Origin of the sequence: Microbacterium enclense, assembly GCF_001456955.1 — a bacterium.
Classification (GTDB): domain Bacteria; phylum Actinomycetota; class Actinomycetes; order Actinomycetales; family Microbacteriaceae; genus Microbacterium; species Microbacterium enclense.
The window spans coordinates 511086-526287 of the sequence record NZ_KQ758468.1 but is presented as its reverse complement, the minus strand read 5'-3'; the positions used below and the strand labels follow the sequence as shown (position 1 = coordinate 526287).

Annotated in this window: 9 protein-coding genes and 1 pseudogene; all 10 read left to right on the top strand. The window is 69.0% G+C overall.

Features of this window, described 5'->3' with window-relative positions; all coding sequences use genetic code 11:
• Window positions 1-1035, top strand: a 1035-nt coding sequence (locus tag AS029_RS17515) for a hypothetical protein (RefSeq protein ID WP_167345230.1), incomplete at its 5' end; no start/stop codon positions are given.
• A 301-nt stretch (window positions 1036-1336) separates the two neighbouring features.
• The gene (locus AS029_RS05855) at window positions 1337-3013 is read left to right on the top strand and encodes a DUF885 domain-containing protein (RefSeq protein ID WP_058231625.1); all 1677 of its coding nucleotides are present in this window, start codon (window positions 1337-1339) and stop codon (window positions 3011-3013) included.
• Window positions 3014-3200: 187 nt separating this feature from the next.
• Window positions 3201-4271 carry an LLM class flavin-dependent oxidoreductase gene (locus AS029_RS05850; protein ID WP_058231624.1) on the top strand — a complete coding sequence of 357 codons (1071 nt, stop codon included), beginning with the start codon at window positions 3201-3203 and terminating at the stop codon, window positions 4269-4271.
• A complete protein-coding gene (locus tag AS029_RS05845) occupies window positions 4268-5602 on the top strand; it encodes an MFS transporter (RefSeq protein ID WP_058231623.1) in 1335 nt (444 codons plus the stop codon). The genes AS029_RS05850 and AS029_RS05845 overlap by 4 nt, the downstream gene beginning before the upstream one ends.
• A gap of 53 nt (window positions 5603-5655) precedes the next feature.
• Entirely contained in the window at window positions 5656-6420 is a 765-nt protein-coding gene (locus AS029_RS05840) for an SGNH/GDSL hydrolase family protein (protein WP_058231622.1), read from the top strand.
• Between the two features lie 143 nt (window positions 6421-6563).
• Window positions 6564-7910 carry a YVTN family beta-propeller repeat protein gene (locus AS029_RS05835; protein WP_074615856.1) on the top strand — a complete coding sequence of 449 codons (1347 nt, stop codon included), beginning with the start codon at window positions 6564-6566 and terminating at the stop codon, window positions 7908-7910.
• A gap of 346 nt (window positions 7911-8256) precedes the next feature.
• On the top strand, window positions 8257-9078 hold the full coding sequence (locus tag AS029_RS05830; RefSeq protein WP_228375886.1) for a L,D-transpeptidase family protein: 822 nt from the start codon (window positions 8257-8259) through the stop codon (window positions 9076-9078).
• Window positions 9079-9117: 39 nt separating this feature from the next.
• Window positions 9118-9597 (top strand): annotated as a pseudogene (locus AS029_RS05825) (SDR family NAD(P)-dependent oxidoreductase); the annotation flags it as partial.
• Window positions 9598-9629: 32 nt separating this feature from the next.
• Complete coding sequence (locus tag AS029_RS05820; RefSeq protein ID WP_058231620.1) at window positions 9630-10112, top strand: hypothetical protein; 483 nt, start codon at window positions 9630-9632, stop codon at window positions 10110-10112.
• A 718-nt stretch (window positions 10113-10830) separates the two neighbouring features.
• Window positions 10831-15168, top strand: coding sequence for a family 43 glycosylhydrolase (locus AS029_RS05815; protein ID WP_058231619.1), 4338 nt, complete (start codon window positions 10831-10833; stop codon window positions 15166-15168).
• Window positions 15169-15202: the final 34 nt, after the last annotated feature.

Below are 15202 nucleotides of genomic sequence, written 5' to 3'. Positions count from 1 at the left end.
GGCTGGACCGGTAGCAACGCCAACACGAGCACGAACGCCGCCGGCTGGACCGGCGGCGCCGCCTTCGCGGGCGCGGGTGCCTCGGGTGACATGCTCGCGAATGGCGACACGAGCAGCAGCGCGACCAGCTGGACCGGCGGCAACGCCAACACGAGCACCAGCGTCACGGGCTGGACCGGTAGCAACGCCAACGCGGGTGCCGGAGCGAGTGCCGTCGGCGGCACTGACACCAACGCTGTCAGTTCCACCGCTGTCAACGGCACCTCCAACACCAACGCCACTGGTTGGACCGGTAGCAACGCGAACGCGGGCGCCGGTGCCGGAGCGGGCGCCGCCGGCGAGGTCGACACGAAGGCCGCCGGTGAGACCACCAGCAGCACCAACGCCGCCAGCAGCGCGAACTCCGACACCAACGTCACCGGTTGGACCGGTAGCAACGCCAACGCGGGTGCTGGGGCAGGTGCTATGGGCGACGTCAGCGGCAACGCCGCCTCGACTACCGCCGCCGCTAGCGGCACGGCAGGCGGCACGAGCGGCAACACCTCCTCGGCTTCCGCCGACGTTTCCGCGACCGCACCTGGATCAGCAGGAACGGGCGACGCCGAGGCCGTCACCGCGACGGTCTCCGCGTCCACCGCCACGCCAGGGGGTCGCGTGACGGTGTCCGCCAGCGGTTTTCAGCCCAATGAGCCGGTGCAGATCATTCTGCATTCGACGCCCATTCCTCTGACGTCTGTGACGGCGACGGCTTCCGGCGAGGTTAACGCGGCCATCCTCATTCCCGGAACCGTCGAGCCAGGCGACCATCGGATCGAGCTCCGCGGCTCCGTCTCCGGATCCCGCTTCATTCCTCTGACGGTCACCGCTGTTTCGCACCCCACGACAGCCAAGGCGAACGCCTCAAGCGGGCGCACTCTCGCCGCGACCGGCGCTGACACGTCCGCCGCATCGGCGGTAACCCTCATCGGAACGATCACCGCGGGCGCTGGGGCACTCCTGCTCCTGGCCCGCAGGCGGCGTCTGGCCGACAAGTAGCGTCACGCTCGTCCCGCTGGCTGGCGCGCCCGGGACGAGACAGGATGCAACGGCTCGCGCGACGATGCAGCCGCGGCGCGGGGGATGAAACCCTCGCGCCGCGGCGTTTCGCCGTTCCTCGCGAGGCGGCACTCGGAAGTCCTCGGCGGCGTACTCACCGGAGCCGGAAGCGTGAAATCACTCACGCAGCACGCACACGTTCGCCACAGTCTCGTCGGCCGCGCCAGCCGAAATCCCGACAGTGCCACCACGAGCGAATCGTCAGCGAGCCGCTCGAGCAGCGGTTCCCTAGGCTGGGAGCATGACTGACGTACAACGCACCCCCACGCCGATCGACACGATCGCGGACGCGTGGGTCGACACCCTGGCGGAGCGCGAGCCGACGCTCGCGACCTACATCGGTCGGTTCGAGCACAACGGTCGGTTCGGCGACTACAGCCCCGAGGGCGTCGACGCGCTCATCGCCGACGCTCGGGCCACCAGAGCCGCTCTCGACGGCGCCGAAGCGGTCGACGCCGTCGACACCGTCACGAAGATGGACCTCGCCCGCGAGCTCGACCTGATGATCGAGAAGCACGAGGCGAAGACCCACCTGCGCGACCTCAACGTCATCGCCTCTCCCGCGCAGGACATCCGGTCGACCTTCGACCTCATGCCCACCGCGACCATCGATGACTGGGCGACGATCTCCGAGCGCCTCAAAGCCCTCCCGTCCGCAATCGACGGGTATGTGGCGACGCTCCGACGCGGCATCGCCGAGGGCGTCGTCCCGGCCCGTCGGCAGGTGAACGAAGTGGTCACGCAGATCGCCCGCTACACCGCCGACACGGGGTTCTTCGCCGAGTTCGTCGGCGATGCCGCCCCCGACGAGGGCCAGCTGCCGGCATCCCTCGCCCGAGACCTGTCGACGAACGCCAACGCCGCCCGTCTCGCGTACGACGCGCTGGCGGGCTTCCTGTCGTCGGAGCTCTCCGCGGCCGCGGGCGAGACGGATGCCGTCGGGCGGGAGCTCTACGCCCTGCACTCGCGACACTTCCTCGGGGCCGAGATCGATCTCGACGAGACCTACGACTGGGGTGTCGAAGAACTCGCGCGCATGGTCGCCGAGCAGGAGGCGATCGCGAACGAGATCCTGCCGGGAGCGAGCGTCGAGGAGGCGGTGGCATTCCTCGAGAAGGACGAGTCGCGCAAGCTCCGCGGCACCGCGGCCCTGCAGGAATGGATGCAGCGCACGAGCGACAGGGCCGTCGAGGAGCTCGGCCGCACGCACTTCGACATCGCCGAGCCGATCCGTCACCTCGAGTGCATGATCGCCCCCACCAACGAGGGCGGGATCTATTACACCGGCCCGACCGACGACTTCTCGCGGCCCGGGCGCATGTGGTGGTCGGTGCCCGAGGGCGTCGACACCTTCGACACCTGGCGCGAACTGACGACGGTGTATCACGAGGGCGTTCCGGGCCATCACCTGCAGATCGCGCAGGCGGTGTACAACCGCGCCCAGCTGAACTCGTGGCGCCGTCTGCTCGCCGGCACGAGCGGGCACGCCGAGGGCTGGGCGCTGTACGCCGAGCGCCTCATGGAACAGCTCGGCTACCTCGACGACCCCGCCGACCGCCTCGGCATGCTCGACGGACAGCGCATGCGCGCGGCCCGTGTGGTGCTCGACATCGGCGTGCATCTGCAGAAGCCGCGTCTCGACGGCACCGGCACCTGGGACCACGACTACGCGTTGGCGTTCATGCTGAAGAACGTCAACATGAGCGAGGAGTTCGTGCGTTTCGAGGTGAACCGCTACCTCGGGTGGCCCGGGCAGGCGCCGTCGTACAAGGTCGGTCAGCGCATCTGGGAGCAGGTGCGCGACGAGGAGGAGGAGCGCCGCGGCGCCGACTTCTCGATGAAGCAGTTCCACACCCGCGCCCTCGACATCGGCGGCGTGGGTCTCGACACGCTGCGTGCCGCGCTGGCATCCGCGTGATCTTCCGGAGGGGCGTCGCTGCGACGGCGCCCCTCCGGCGGTCGGGACGTCGCGAGGCCGGCGGTTGCCGCGTCGGCCCAATGGCATCCTCGGCGCCGCGCGCTGTCGGCACCCGCGCCGTCTCCGCGATGCGGGGGAATACCCCGCCGTCGCGTAAAGTTCATGCATCCGAATGCAAGGAGACCCCATGGACGATCGTCCCCTCGAGCTCGGGCTCGACACTTTCGGAGACATCTCGCGCGGTCCCGACGGGTCGCCGCAGTCCGACGCGCAGACCATTCGCAACGTCGTCGACCAGGCAGTGCTCGCCGACCAGGTCGGCCTGTCGTTCTTCGGCGTGGGGGAGCACCACCGCAAGGACTTCGCGGTCACGAGCCCCGAGATCGTCCTCGCCGCGGCCGCCGCGCGCACGTCGAACATCCACCTCGGCACCGCCGTGACGGTGCTCTCGAGCGACGACCCCGTGCGCGTGTACGAGCGCTTCGCGACCCTGGATGCCGTGTCGAACGGTCGCGCCGAGGTCATCCTCGGGCGCGGGTCGTTCATCGAGTCGTTCCCCCTCTTCGGCTACGACCTCGCCGACTACGAGCAGCTGTTCGAGGAGAAGCTCGAGCTGTTCTCACTTCTGCGCGAAGAGAAGCCGGTGACCTGGACGGGGCGGACGCGCGCCGGCCTTCAGGGTGCCGACGTGTACCCGAAGACCGAGAAGGGGCTGACCGCGTGGGTCGGCGTCGGCGGGTCTCCCGAGTCGGTGGTACGAGCGGCGCGCTACGGCTACGGGCTCGTGCTCGCCATCATCGGGGGATCGTCCGCGCGGTTCCGCCCGTACGCCGACCTCTACCGTCGGTCGTTGCAAGAACTCGGCAAGCCCACGATGCCCATCTCGGTGCACTCGCCCGGGCACATCGCCGAGAGCGACCAGCAGGCCTGGGACGAAGCGTACGAGGGCGTCGCCGAGCTCAACACGACCATCGGACGCGAGCGCGGCTGGCCGGCCTACAACCGTCTGCGCTTCCAGCAGGACGTCGGCCCCGACGGGGCGATGTACATCGGCTCGCCCGAGACGGTCGCGCGCAAGATCGCCGCGACCGTGCGGGCGCTGGGCAACACCCGCTTCCAGCTGAAGTTCGCCAGCGGGTCCATCTCGCACGACCGCCTCATGTCGAGCATCGAGCTCTACGGCACGCGCGTGCTGCCGCTCGTGCACGACATGCTCGCCGACACTCCCGCGCGAGTCGACTCCACCGGTATCCGGTGAGCACGACGACCGACACCATCCGGGTGTCCGAACGCCTCGACGCCCTGCCCTTCACCCGCCGCCACGGACGGATCCTGGGCGGGTCCGGTCTGGGCTGGGCCCTGGATGCCATGGACGTCGGCCTCATCTCGTTCGTCATCGCCGCCCTCAGCGTGCAGTGGCAGCTGGCCCCGACCGAGGCGTCGTGGATCGCGTCGGCGGGTTTCGCCGGCATGGCGATCGGCGCGAGCGTGGGCGGCCTGCTGGCCGACCGCTTCGGGCGCCGGCACGTCTTCGCTCTGACGCTGCTCGTCTACGGCCTCGCGACCGGGGCGAGCGCGCTCGTCGGGGGCCTGGCCGCTCTGCTCGTGCTGCGTTTCGTGGTCGGTCTCGGCCTCGGCGCGGAGCTGCCGGTCGCCTCCACCTACGTCAGCGAGTTCGCCCCCGCGCGTATGCGCGGACGGCTCATCGTCTTCCTCGAAGCCTTCTGGGCGGTGGGGTGGACCGCGGCGGCGCTGATCGGCTACCTCGTCGTGCCGTCATCGGACGACGGGTGGCGCTGGGCCTTCGCCCTCGGCGCGATCCCCGCGGTGTACGCCCTCATCGTGCGGTGGGGCCTGCCCGAATCCCCGCGCTGGCTCGCTGCGCGGGGTCGGAACGCCGAGGCGATCGTGATCGTGCGCGACCTGGAGGCCGCGGCCGGCCGCATCGCTCTCGAGGCATCGACGGAGGGGGTGACGGCATCCGCTCCGGCCGCACGCCCGCGCGTCAGCGCGCTCTGGGCCCCGGCCCTGCGCGCCCGCACCGCGGCACTATGGGTGCTGTGGTTCTGCGTGAACTTCTCGTACTACGGGGCCTTCATCTGGATCCCGACGATCCTCGTCGCGCAGGGCTATGACCTCGTGCGGTCGTTCGGCTTCACCCTCATCATCACGCTCGCGCAGCTGCCGGGATACGCCGTGGCGGCGTGGCTCATCGAGACGTGGGGGAGGCGTGCGACCCTCGCGACCTTCCTCGCCGGTTCGGCCGTCGCCGCCGTGCTGTTCGGCACGGCGTCGGGCGAGACGGCCGTCATCGCCACGGGGATGATGCTGTCGTTCTTCAACCTCGGCGCCTGGGGTGCGCTGTACGCCGCGACGCCGGAGACCTACCCGACGGCGCTACGCGCGACGGGCGCCGGGTGGGCGGCCGGGATCGGGCGCATCGCGTCGATCCTCGCGCCTCTCGCGGTGCCGCCGCTGCTCGGCCTCGGTGGCGCGCCGCTGCTGTTCGTCGTGTTCGCGGCGTTCTTCGCGGTTGCGGTGGGGGCGGCGCTGCTCTTGCGTGAGCAGCGCGGCCGCGCCTTGGCCTAGCTCGTCGGGCGGTTCGTCGAAGCGTCCGAGTCGCTCGCGCGTAGGCTCGAGGCATGGCATCCGTCCGCTACGTCGCGATCGGCGACTCGTTCACCGAAGGGGTCGGCGACGAAATGCCCGACGGCACCGTGCGGGGGTGGGCCGACCTGGCAGCCCAGGGATGGGCGGATGCTTCGGGCGAGCCGATCCAGTACGCGAATCTCGCGATCCGCGGCAAGCTGATCCGGCCGATCGTCGAGCAGCAGCTCGAGCCCGCGCTGGCGCTGAAGCCGACGCATCTGTCGTTCAACGGCGGGGGCAATGACATGCTCCGCCCGCGGGCCGACATCGACCGCATCGTCGCGGACTTCGATCGCGTCGTACGGCGCTGCGACGAGGAGGGTGTGCAACTCATCGTGCTCTCGGGCGCCGATCCGTCAGCGGGGTTGCCGCTGGGGCGCGTCGTGCGCGCACGGGGCGACCGACTCTCGCGCGCGGTCGAGGAGCGTCTCGCTCGACGGCCGGACGTGATCACCGCGTACAACTGGTTCGATCGTGAGCTGGCGGGCGCTGAGTTCTGGTCGGTCGACCGACTGCACATGAATGCACGTGGCCATCATCGGGTGGCCGCCCGCGTCGTCGAATCGATCGGGCAGACGGCTCCGCCCGAGTGGTGGCACCTCCCGGCGATTCCCGAGGTGCTCACTCTCAAGGGTTCCGTGTATTACCGGGAACACGTCGCTCCGTGGGTGAGGCGACGCCTCGCGGGGACGTCGTCGGGCGACGGGCGCGCGCCGAAGTTCGACGGCGGTTGGGTCCAGGTGGAGCCACAAACCTGATGGCCCTTCGGCTGGAGGAGATGGACCCCGGGCCGAGAGGGTGACTCCTTCGTCTTGCACGGATGAAGCGGGTGACAGATGCGGGGCGCGTGCGCAGTACCGCCGATACCGTTGGGCGGCGAACCCGACGGAAGGCACACCCCGTGAAACGAATCGTCAGCTTATCCACGTCGCTGCTGCTCGGCGGCTCCCTTATTCTCGGAGGAGGTGTCATGGCCGTGGCGGCGACGCCGGGAACGGTGTCGGCCACTATTCCGGTCGGTTCGTTACCGCTTGCCGCGGCCATCAGTCCCGACGGTACGACCCTCTACGTCGCCGATTACAGCGACAACGACCTCTCGGTCATCGACACCGCCAGCGACACGGTGACCTCCACCATCCGGGTGGGAGACAATCCCGACTCGGTCGCGATCAGTCCCGACGGCAAGACCCTCTACGTCGCCAACTACGGCGACGACTCGATCTATGTCATAGATGCGACGACGCGCACCCGCACCACCTACTTCACGGGCTCGTTCCGTTCCCCGTCTGCTGTTCTCGTCAGCCCCGACGGCGCGACGCTTTACGTGATCAGCTATGCGTCGAGCAGCGTGACCTTCATGGATGCAGCAACGGGTCGTACCACGGGTTCGATCACGAGCTTCACGCGAAGTGATCTGCGGGCAACGCTCAGCCCTGACGGAGCGACCCTTTACGTGACCGACTACAACGCCGGCACGGTCTCGGTCATCGACACCGCCACGAAGCGGATCACACGGACGATCGCCGGCTTCACGGGACCGACGACGCCGGGCATCACCCCCGACGGCACCGTGCTCTACGTGCCGAACGCGACTTCCGATTCGGTCTCGGTGGTCGATATCGCGACGGGGACCATCACGCGCACGGTCGCGGGCATCACGGCTCCGCAGGGCGCCGCTGTCAGCCCTGATGGGGCGACGGTCTACGTCGTGGGCGGACCTCATGATCTGACCGTCATCGACGTGGAGTCGGGCAACGTCGTCGACACGGTGACCGTCGGGAAAGACCCGGCCTCGCTCGTCGTCGCGCCCGATGGTGCGACGGTGTACACCACCGATGCGTCCGACGACACCGTCTCAGCGGTCACCGGCCGCATCGCTCCGACGTTCTCAGCCGATCCTCCGAGCGGCTCCGTCGGGTCGGCGTACACGTACACCTTCTCAGCCTCGGGCGAGCCCGCGCCCGACTTCGTGGTCCAGTCGGGCACGCTGCCGGATGGTCTGGAACTCGCCGCAGACGGGACGCTATCCGGGACGCCGACGACGGCCGGCACCTTCACGTTCACCGTTCTCGCGCGCAACGGAGCTGGTTCCGGTGCGGCGGTCACGGTCACCGTCACGATCGTCGGTCCCGCAACCGCCAGCTCGCCCACTCCTGTGACCACACCGACTCCGGGCACGATTGTCCCCTCTCTCCCGGGGGCGGGCCCGGCGAAGTCAGTTTCCGCGAAGGCGACGTTCACAGGCTGACACACACCGAACGAAGACCGGCGCCGGGCCGACTCGCGAGTCGACTCGGCACCGGTCTTTCGTCTCAGCACCCGGGTCAGTGAGCATCGACGGCACACGCGCAGGCCGAGCGGGCGAACCGGTGCCGACGACAGGGTGACCGAGCGGGCTAGCCGACCATGGCGATCCGGCGATGCTCGGTTAGCGTTACCCGCGCACGAACGGCGCGAGGGCGCCGAACCACCGCTCTGTCCGTGGCGGTGCCGCGCCTGGGCGCCACCGCCGCGACCACCGTTCGTGCCTTCCCTGCCGACACGAACGGGCGACCGTCGCTCGGATTGCGACCGGCACGGGCGGAAGGATCATTGTGAAGCTCCCCCTGCCGCGCTCGCGTCGAGCGTTCGTCATCACCCTCGCCGTCGTGCTCGGCATCGCTGGAATCTCGACGGGTGTTGCCCTCGCGCTGGGGCCGCATTCGCTCACGGTGACGGCGGGCGGTATCGACGCGCGCGGGGGAGCCGCGACGGGTGCCGACGATGGAGAGCTGCCCGCGATGACGCCGGGCTCGGCCGCTACCGCAGACGCGGAAGTCGACGCCCCGGCAGCCACCACCGTCGCCGCGGTGAACGGCGCCGGCGTGTCCGTACGCGACGCCCCGAGGGGGAATCAGATCGCCGATCTCCCCGCCGTTCAGAAATCGGGTGCACCGCTGGTGTTCCGCGTCGTCGCAGAGAAGGACGGCTGGCTGCAGGTGATGCTTCCGCAGCGGCCCAACGGCAGCACCGGATGGGTGGATGCCGACGCCGTCTCGCAGTCGACGACCGGGTATGCCCTCGTCGTCACGGTGTCCTCGAACACTCTCGATCTGTACAAGGACGGCATGCTGCAGAAGACGTTTCCCGTCGCCACGGGCACCGGCGGCACCCCGACGCCCTACGGGCGGTTCGCGCTGAGCGAGCTGCTGGCGCCGACCAATGAGGGCTACGGGCCCTTCGCCTACGGCACGACGGCGTTCTCCGACGTTCTCAACAGCTTCGGCGGCGGCCCCGGTCAGATCGGCCTGCACGGTACGGAGGATGTCGACAGCATCGGCACAGCGGCATCGCACGGGTGCGTGCGGATGCACAATGCCGACATCACGGAGTTGGCAGGTCTCCTTCCGCTGGGCACGCCGTTCCAGGTGAGATGACGGGTCTGGTCGTTGACGCCGTGAGGGTCGGTCGCCCGGCTCACCCGCCTGGTGCTGCCCGGTATGCGCGAGCGCGGGCGAGGGCGCATCGTCACGGTGACGAGCGTCGGGGGAGCGGTCGGGCAGCCGTTCGCCGACGCCTACTGCGCGGCGAAGTTCGCGGTGGAGGGGCTCATGCAGTCGCTGGCCCCGGTGGTCGCTCCGTTCGGCGTCGACGTATCGATCGTGGAGCCGGCCGCGGTGGCGTCGTCTTTCACCGACTCGGTGCACCTCGCCGCGCCCGGCCCCTACGCCGACCTGCAGCGGGCGTATCTCGATCGCACGTCGTCCGCGTTCACGACCGCGCAGTCGGCGGAGGACGCCGCCCGGACGGTCGTCGAGGCAGCCACGACGTCGGCGCCGCGCTTCCGCTGGCAGACGTCCGAGGCTGCGGTTCGCTTCGCGGGTCTGTCTCTCGCCGATCTCGACGGCTCGCGGGTGCTCGGCGTCACGCAGACGTGGTTGCGCTCGGACGCCTGACGCAAGGTCGCCGCGCGCGCTAGCATCCCGTCATGGGGGACTGGGGCGATTTCCATGTCGCGATGGTGGGCGCCACGGCGGCGCTCGCGGGTCTGGTGATCGTGGCGGCGAGCGTCAACATCGGCGAGATCGTCAAGGCGCCGGCGTTGACCGCACGTCTGGGCACCGCGATCGCGGGTCTCGTGCTCGCGCTCGTCGTGTCCGCCGTCGGCCTGGCTCCGGGGGTGCCCGCAGCCCTGTACGGCAGCATCGCCGCGGCCACCGCGGTGATGGCGGCTGCCTTCGCCCTCAGCGCCGCGCGCCGGATTTTCGCCGACCACGACGCGCGCAACCGCCTGCGCGGGGTGAAGGCCGGTCTCGGCTTCGTCGCGCCGGCCGCGTATGTCGTCGGTGGCATCCTGATGCTCGCGGGCGACGCGAATGCCGGTTCTTCGGCGTTCGCACTCGGTGCGCTGCTGGCGGTTGTCGTGGCGTTGACGATCTCGTGGATCGTGCTCGTCGAGGTGCTCCGGTGACGCGACGGGTGAGGCCGTCGGCGCTCCCGGCATCCGTCTGTCGCCAGCACCGCTGATCGACGAGCTCGTCGGAGAGCACCGTTCCACGCGCGGAGCGCTCTTTCGTGCGTCGGGGGAGAACATTCACCCTGCGCGTGGCTGACCCGAACTGACATAATGTACATTATCGGCGTTTGTGGAGTCGCAGGATCGTGCCACGATCGGGGTTCATCCGCCGTCGTGCGTCCGACGAATATCGCGCGAGGCGCGATCGCCCTCGTGTGGTACGCACGTCCGCGCATCGACCCGTCGGGGGTTCTCGGGACGTGACAATGACACGTGTCGCTGCGAGGACAGCGCCGCAGTGGTCACGCTCGGCCTGTTGGCCGCCGTGTCGTTCTCTTCACACTGCTGCTGCCACGACCGCCGAGAGCACGACCGGCGGTCTGCCCGCCGACTGTCGTTTCGATCGGGCGCCCGGTCTGGCGCTGGGGACGAGCCTGCCGCGACGGGACTGCTGCTCGCCGGCGGGCTGCTCTGGACGGGGCGCCGCCCGGGTGCTGACGAGGTCTGACGCTCCCCCATCCGTTCGATCAGCTCGATGCTCCTTGCAAAGTCGGGCGGGTCGAACGCGTCGTTGCGCACCGAGGTCTTGTCGGACGGGAGCGTTAGCGATAACATTCTGTTCGTTCCCCGGGAACCCCCCTCGCGGCCAATGCTGGCCCTCGAAAGGATCGCAATGAAGCAGACCCTTCCTCGGCGTGCCCTCGCCACGACCACGGCGTTCGCGCTCGCGCTGACCGGCGCGCTCGTCGCCTCTCAACCCGCGGCGGCAGCCGACTCCCGCCTCGTCGCCCATTACCCCCTGACCGAGACGACGGGTACCACCGCTGCCGACGTGTCCGGGGCGGGGCGCAACGCCAGCTACGTCGGCGGCCCCGGGCTCACCGGCGGCGAGGGTGTGCGTCTCGACGGCACGGACGACTACGTGGACCTTCCCGACAACCTGCTCGCCGGACTCGACTCGATCACCATCAGCGCCGACGTGCTGGTCCGGGGCAACCAGAGCACCCCGTACTTCATCTACGGCCTGGGCAACACCGACAGCGCGGGCGTGGGCAACGGCTACCTCTATTCGACGGGCAACACCTACAAGACGTCGATCGCCACCGGCAACTGGACGACCGAGCAGACGGCGAACAGCAACGCGAACCTTCAGCGCGATGTGTGGAAGACGATCACCTACACCCTCGACGACGCCACCGACACGGCCCGCGTCTACCTCGACGGCGCGCAGGTGGCCCAGGCCACCGGCGTCACGATCAAGCCGAGCGCGATCGGCGGCGGAACGACCACCGCGAACTACATCGGCCGCTCCGTCTACGACGCCGACCGGCGCCTCGCCGGCAGCGTGCGCGACTTCCGCGTGTACAAGGCCGCCCTCTCGGCATCCGATGTCTCGGCCCTCTTGCCGGCCGATGCCACGCGTCTGCAGCGCGACGCGGCCGCTCTGTCGCTCGGCGACGTGAGCGCGGTCACCGCCGACCTCACCCTCCCCACCGCAGGCGTCAACGGCGCGACCATCGCGTGGTCCACCAGCGATGCGGCCGTCGTGAGCGCGGCGGGCAAGGTCACCCGGCCGGCCGCCGGTCAGCCGGCGAAGACCGCCACGCTGACGGCGAAGCTTACCCGTAACGCGTCGACCGAGACCAAGACCTTCGCGGTCACCGTCGCTCCGATGCCCGGAGGCGCCGAGCTCGCGAAGGCCGACCTCGACAAGATCAGCATCCCGAACGCGCAGGACGTGCGCGGCAACATCACCCTCCCCTCCACGGGTTCCGTCAACGGCACGGCGATCACGTGGACCGCCTCCCCCGCCGGCGTCATCTCGACCTCAGCGGTGGATGGCAAGGCGGCCGGCGTCGTGACGCGTGGCGCCACCGACACCACCGTGACGCTGACGGCCGCGGCATCCGGAACATCCGTCACCCGGCAGATCCAGGTCACGGTGAAGGCGGCTCCCGTCGGACTCGACAAGGACTACACCGCCGGCTACCTGTGGACGCACTTCGGTGTCGAGGGCGGCTACGAGAAGATCTTCTACGGCCACAGCACCAACGGTCTGCAGTGGGAGAAGCTCAACGACAACAAGCCCATCCTCGCCAATCTCGGTGGTGACCTCGGCGTGCGCGACCCGCACCTGGTGCGCTCCCCCGAGGGCGACAAGTACTGGATCATCGGCACCGACCTGCACGCCGAAGGCGGCGGCGCGGGCGGCTCTGGCTGGGACCAGCTGAACGCCAGCCAGAACCTCGTCGTGTGGGAGTCGTCCGACCTGGTCAACTGGAGCGACCAGCGCATCGTCTTCGCCGGCTTCGACAAGGCCGGATGCGTGTGGGCGCCCGAGGCCGTCTACAACGACGCCACCGGTGAGTACTACGTGTACTGGGCCGCGCGCGACCAGACCGACAACAACACCCCGGACTGGGCGCTGCGCATGTACCTCACCAAGACGCGCGACTTCGTGACCTTCACCAAGCCGGAGATCTGGACCACGCTGAACCCCAAGGGCGACGGCCAGGGCGGTCGCAACATCATCGACTCCACCATCGCCAAGGAGGGCGACACCTACTACCGGTTCTCGACCTCGGACTGGGACACGGTCGTCGACACCGCACCGTCGCTCGACGGCCCGTGGACGCAGAAGATCGCTCCGGGACAGGCGGCCGCCGCGGGACTGCGCACCCGTATGGAGGGCTTGACGGTCTACCAGTTGCCCGACGGTCGCTGGTCGGTCATGGGTGACGAGTTCAACTACTACGGCCACATCGCCGACACGCTGTCGAGCCTGAAGTTCCGTCAGCTCAGCAGCGGAACCGGCACCGACCAGGTCTCGTTCGACCAGAGCTTCCGTCACGGATCGGTCCTGCGCCTGTCGAAGGCGGAGGAGGCGCGTCTGCTCGCGAAGTACGGCGACCAGCCGGTCGAGCCGACAGACCCCGAGGAGCCGCAGCAGGGTCCGATCGCGGAGTACACCTTCGAGAACGGCTCCCTCGCCGACTCCGTCGGCAACGCCGACCTGACGGCATCCGGAACCGCCGCGATCGCGAATGACGCCGAGAAGGGTTCGGCTCTGAAGCTGACCGGTGCGGCGAACGGCTTCGCTTCGTTCCCGACCGGCTTCTTCGATGGTCGCAACACGATGACGGTGTCGATGGACGTGAAGTCCGAGCGCACGAGCGGCAACTTCTTCACGTTCGCGTTCGGTCAGAACCAGGACCGCTACTCGTTCCTGCGGGTGCGCGGTGGTGAGGCCCGCACCGCGATCACGAAGGCGACGTGGCAGGCGGAGTCCGACGTCACCGGCAGCATCTCGAGCGGTCAGTGGCACAAGTACGACCTCGTCTACGACGGCAAGACGCTCCGCATGTACATCGACGGCGTGAAGGTCGACGAGAACCTCGCCCTGAACGCCTCGGTGAGCGAGCTCGGCTCGAACCTCGTGGGTTACCTCGGCAAGTCGCTCTACAGTGCCGACGGCTACTTCCAGGGCTGGTTCGACAACGTGCGCGTCTACAACCGGGCGCTGTCGAGCACCGAGGTCCTGCAGAACGCGGGCGTCGAAGACCACCTGGTCGACGTCTCGCTGACGCAGCCCGAGAAGCTCAAGATGGCGCCGATCATCGACAACACCGCTCATACGGTGAAGTTGCCTGTGGTCAAGGGCACCGACGTGTCGAAGCTGGCTCCGACCTTCAGCCTGGTCCCCGGGTCCACGGCGTCGCCGGCCTCGGGCACCGTCGTCGACCTGCGCTCGCCCGTCACCTACACCGTGACGACCTCCAAGGGCGTCAAGACGGACTGGAAGATCGAAGCCCTCGTCGTCAACAGCCCCGTGCTCCCGGGTCTGTACGCCGACCCGAACATCGCGGTGTTCGGCGACACGTACTACATCTACGCCACCTCCGACGGCTTCCCCGGCTGGGGCGGCAAGGAGTTCTACGTGTGGAAGTCGAAGAACCTCGTCGACTGGGAGCGGTCGGCGAAGCCGTTCCTGACGCTGGACGGCGCCAACGGCAACGTCCCGTGGGCGACGGGCAACGCGTGGGCGCCGACCATCATCGAGCGGGACGGGAAGTACTACTTCTACTTCAGCGGTCACAACCCGACCTACGACCGCAAGACGATCGGCGTCGCCGTCGCGGACAGCCCCGAGGGCCCGTTCACGGCCGAGCCGAACGCGATGATCCTCAACAACGAGGCCGTCACCTCGGGTCAGGCGATCGACCCCGCGGCCTTCCACGACCCGGTGACCGGCAAGTGGTACCTGGGTTGGGGCAACGGCTCCCCCGTGCTGGCGGAACTGGCCGACGACATGAAGTCGATCAAGCCGGGGACCTACCAGCGGATCAACGGGCTGACCGACTTCCGCGAGGGCGTCTTCTTCAACTACCGCAACGGGCTGTACCACCTGACGTACGCGATCGACGACACGGGGTCGGAGAACTACCGCGTCGGCTACGCCACGGCCACCAGCATGAACGGCCCGTGGACGTACCGCGGCGTGATCCTCGAGAAAGACCTGTCGCTCGGTATCAAGGGCCCCGGACACAGCTCGATCATCAACGTCCCCGGTACCGACGACTGGTACATCGCGTACCACCGCTTCGCGATCCCGGACGGTAACGGCAACAACCGCGAGACGACGATCGACCGGGTCGAGTTCGGCGCCGACGGTCTGATGAAGAAGGTGACGCCGACGCTGCAGAGCGTGGCCGCGCAGACGGTGCCCTCCCCGGGCCCCGAGGTCGAGACCATCACCTCCACCCGCTGCATCGCCGGCAAGGTCACGCTGACGACGCAGATCACCAACCGCGACGACGAAGCGGTCTCGGTGAACGTGACCACGCCGTTCGGAACCAAGTCGACTGTCTCGCTGGCGCCGGGCAAGACGGTGTCGCAGGCGTTCACCACGCGGCAGACGTCCATCACGGCGGGATCGGTCACGACGGTCGCGACCGCCGGCGGGCAGTCGAAGACCACCACCACGGCATACAGCTCGCGCACCTGCGGCTGATCCGAGGCGCAAGGAGCGGGCGTCGGTCTGACCG

What these genes read in the sequence shown, in the direction of transcription:
- AS029_RS05840 (WP_058231622.1), top strand. Translation starts at nt 5,656, where the DNA reads ATGGCATCCGTCCGCTACGTCGCGATCGGCGACTCGTTCACCGAAGGG.
- AS029_RS05850 (WP_058231624.1), top strand. Translation starts at nt 3,201, where the DNA reads ATGGACGATCGTCCCCTCGAGCTCGGGCTCGACACTTTCGGAGACATC.
- AS029_RS05815 (WP_058231619.1), top strand. Translation starts at nt 10,831, where the DNA reads ATGAAGCAGACCCTTCCTCGGCGTGCCCTCGCCACGACCACGGCGTTC.
- AS029_RS05855 (WP_058231625.1), top strand. Translation starts at nt 1,337, where the DNA reads ATGACTGACGTACAACGCACCCCCACGCCGATCGACACGATCGCGGAC.
- AS029_RS05820 (WP_058231620.1), top strand. Translation starts at nt 9,630, where the DNA reads ATGGGGGACTGGGGCGATTTCCATGTCGCGATGGTGGGCGCCACGGCG.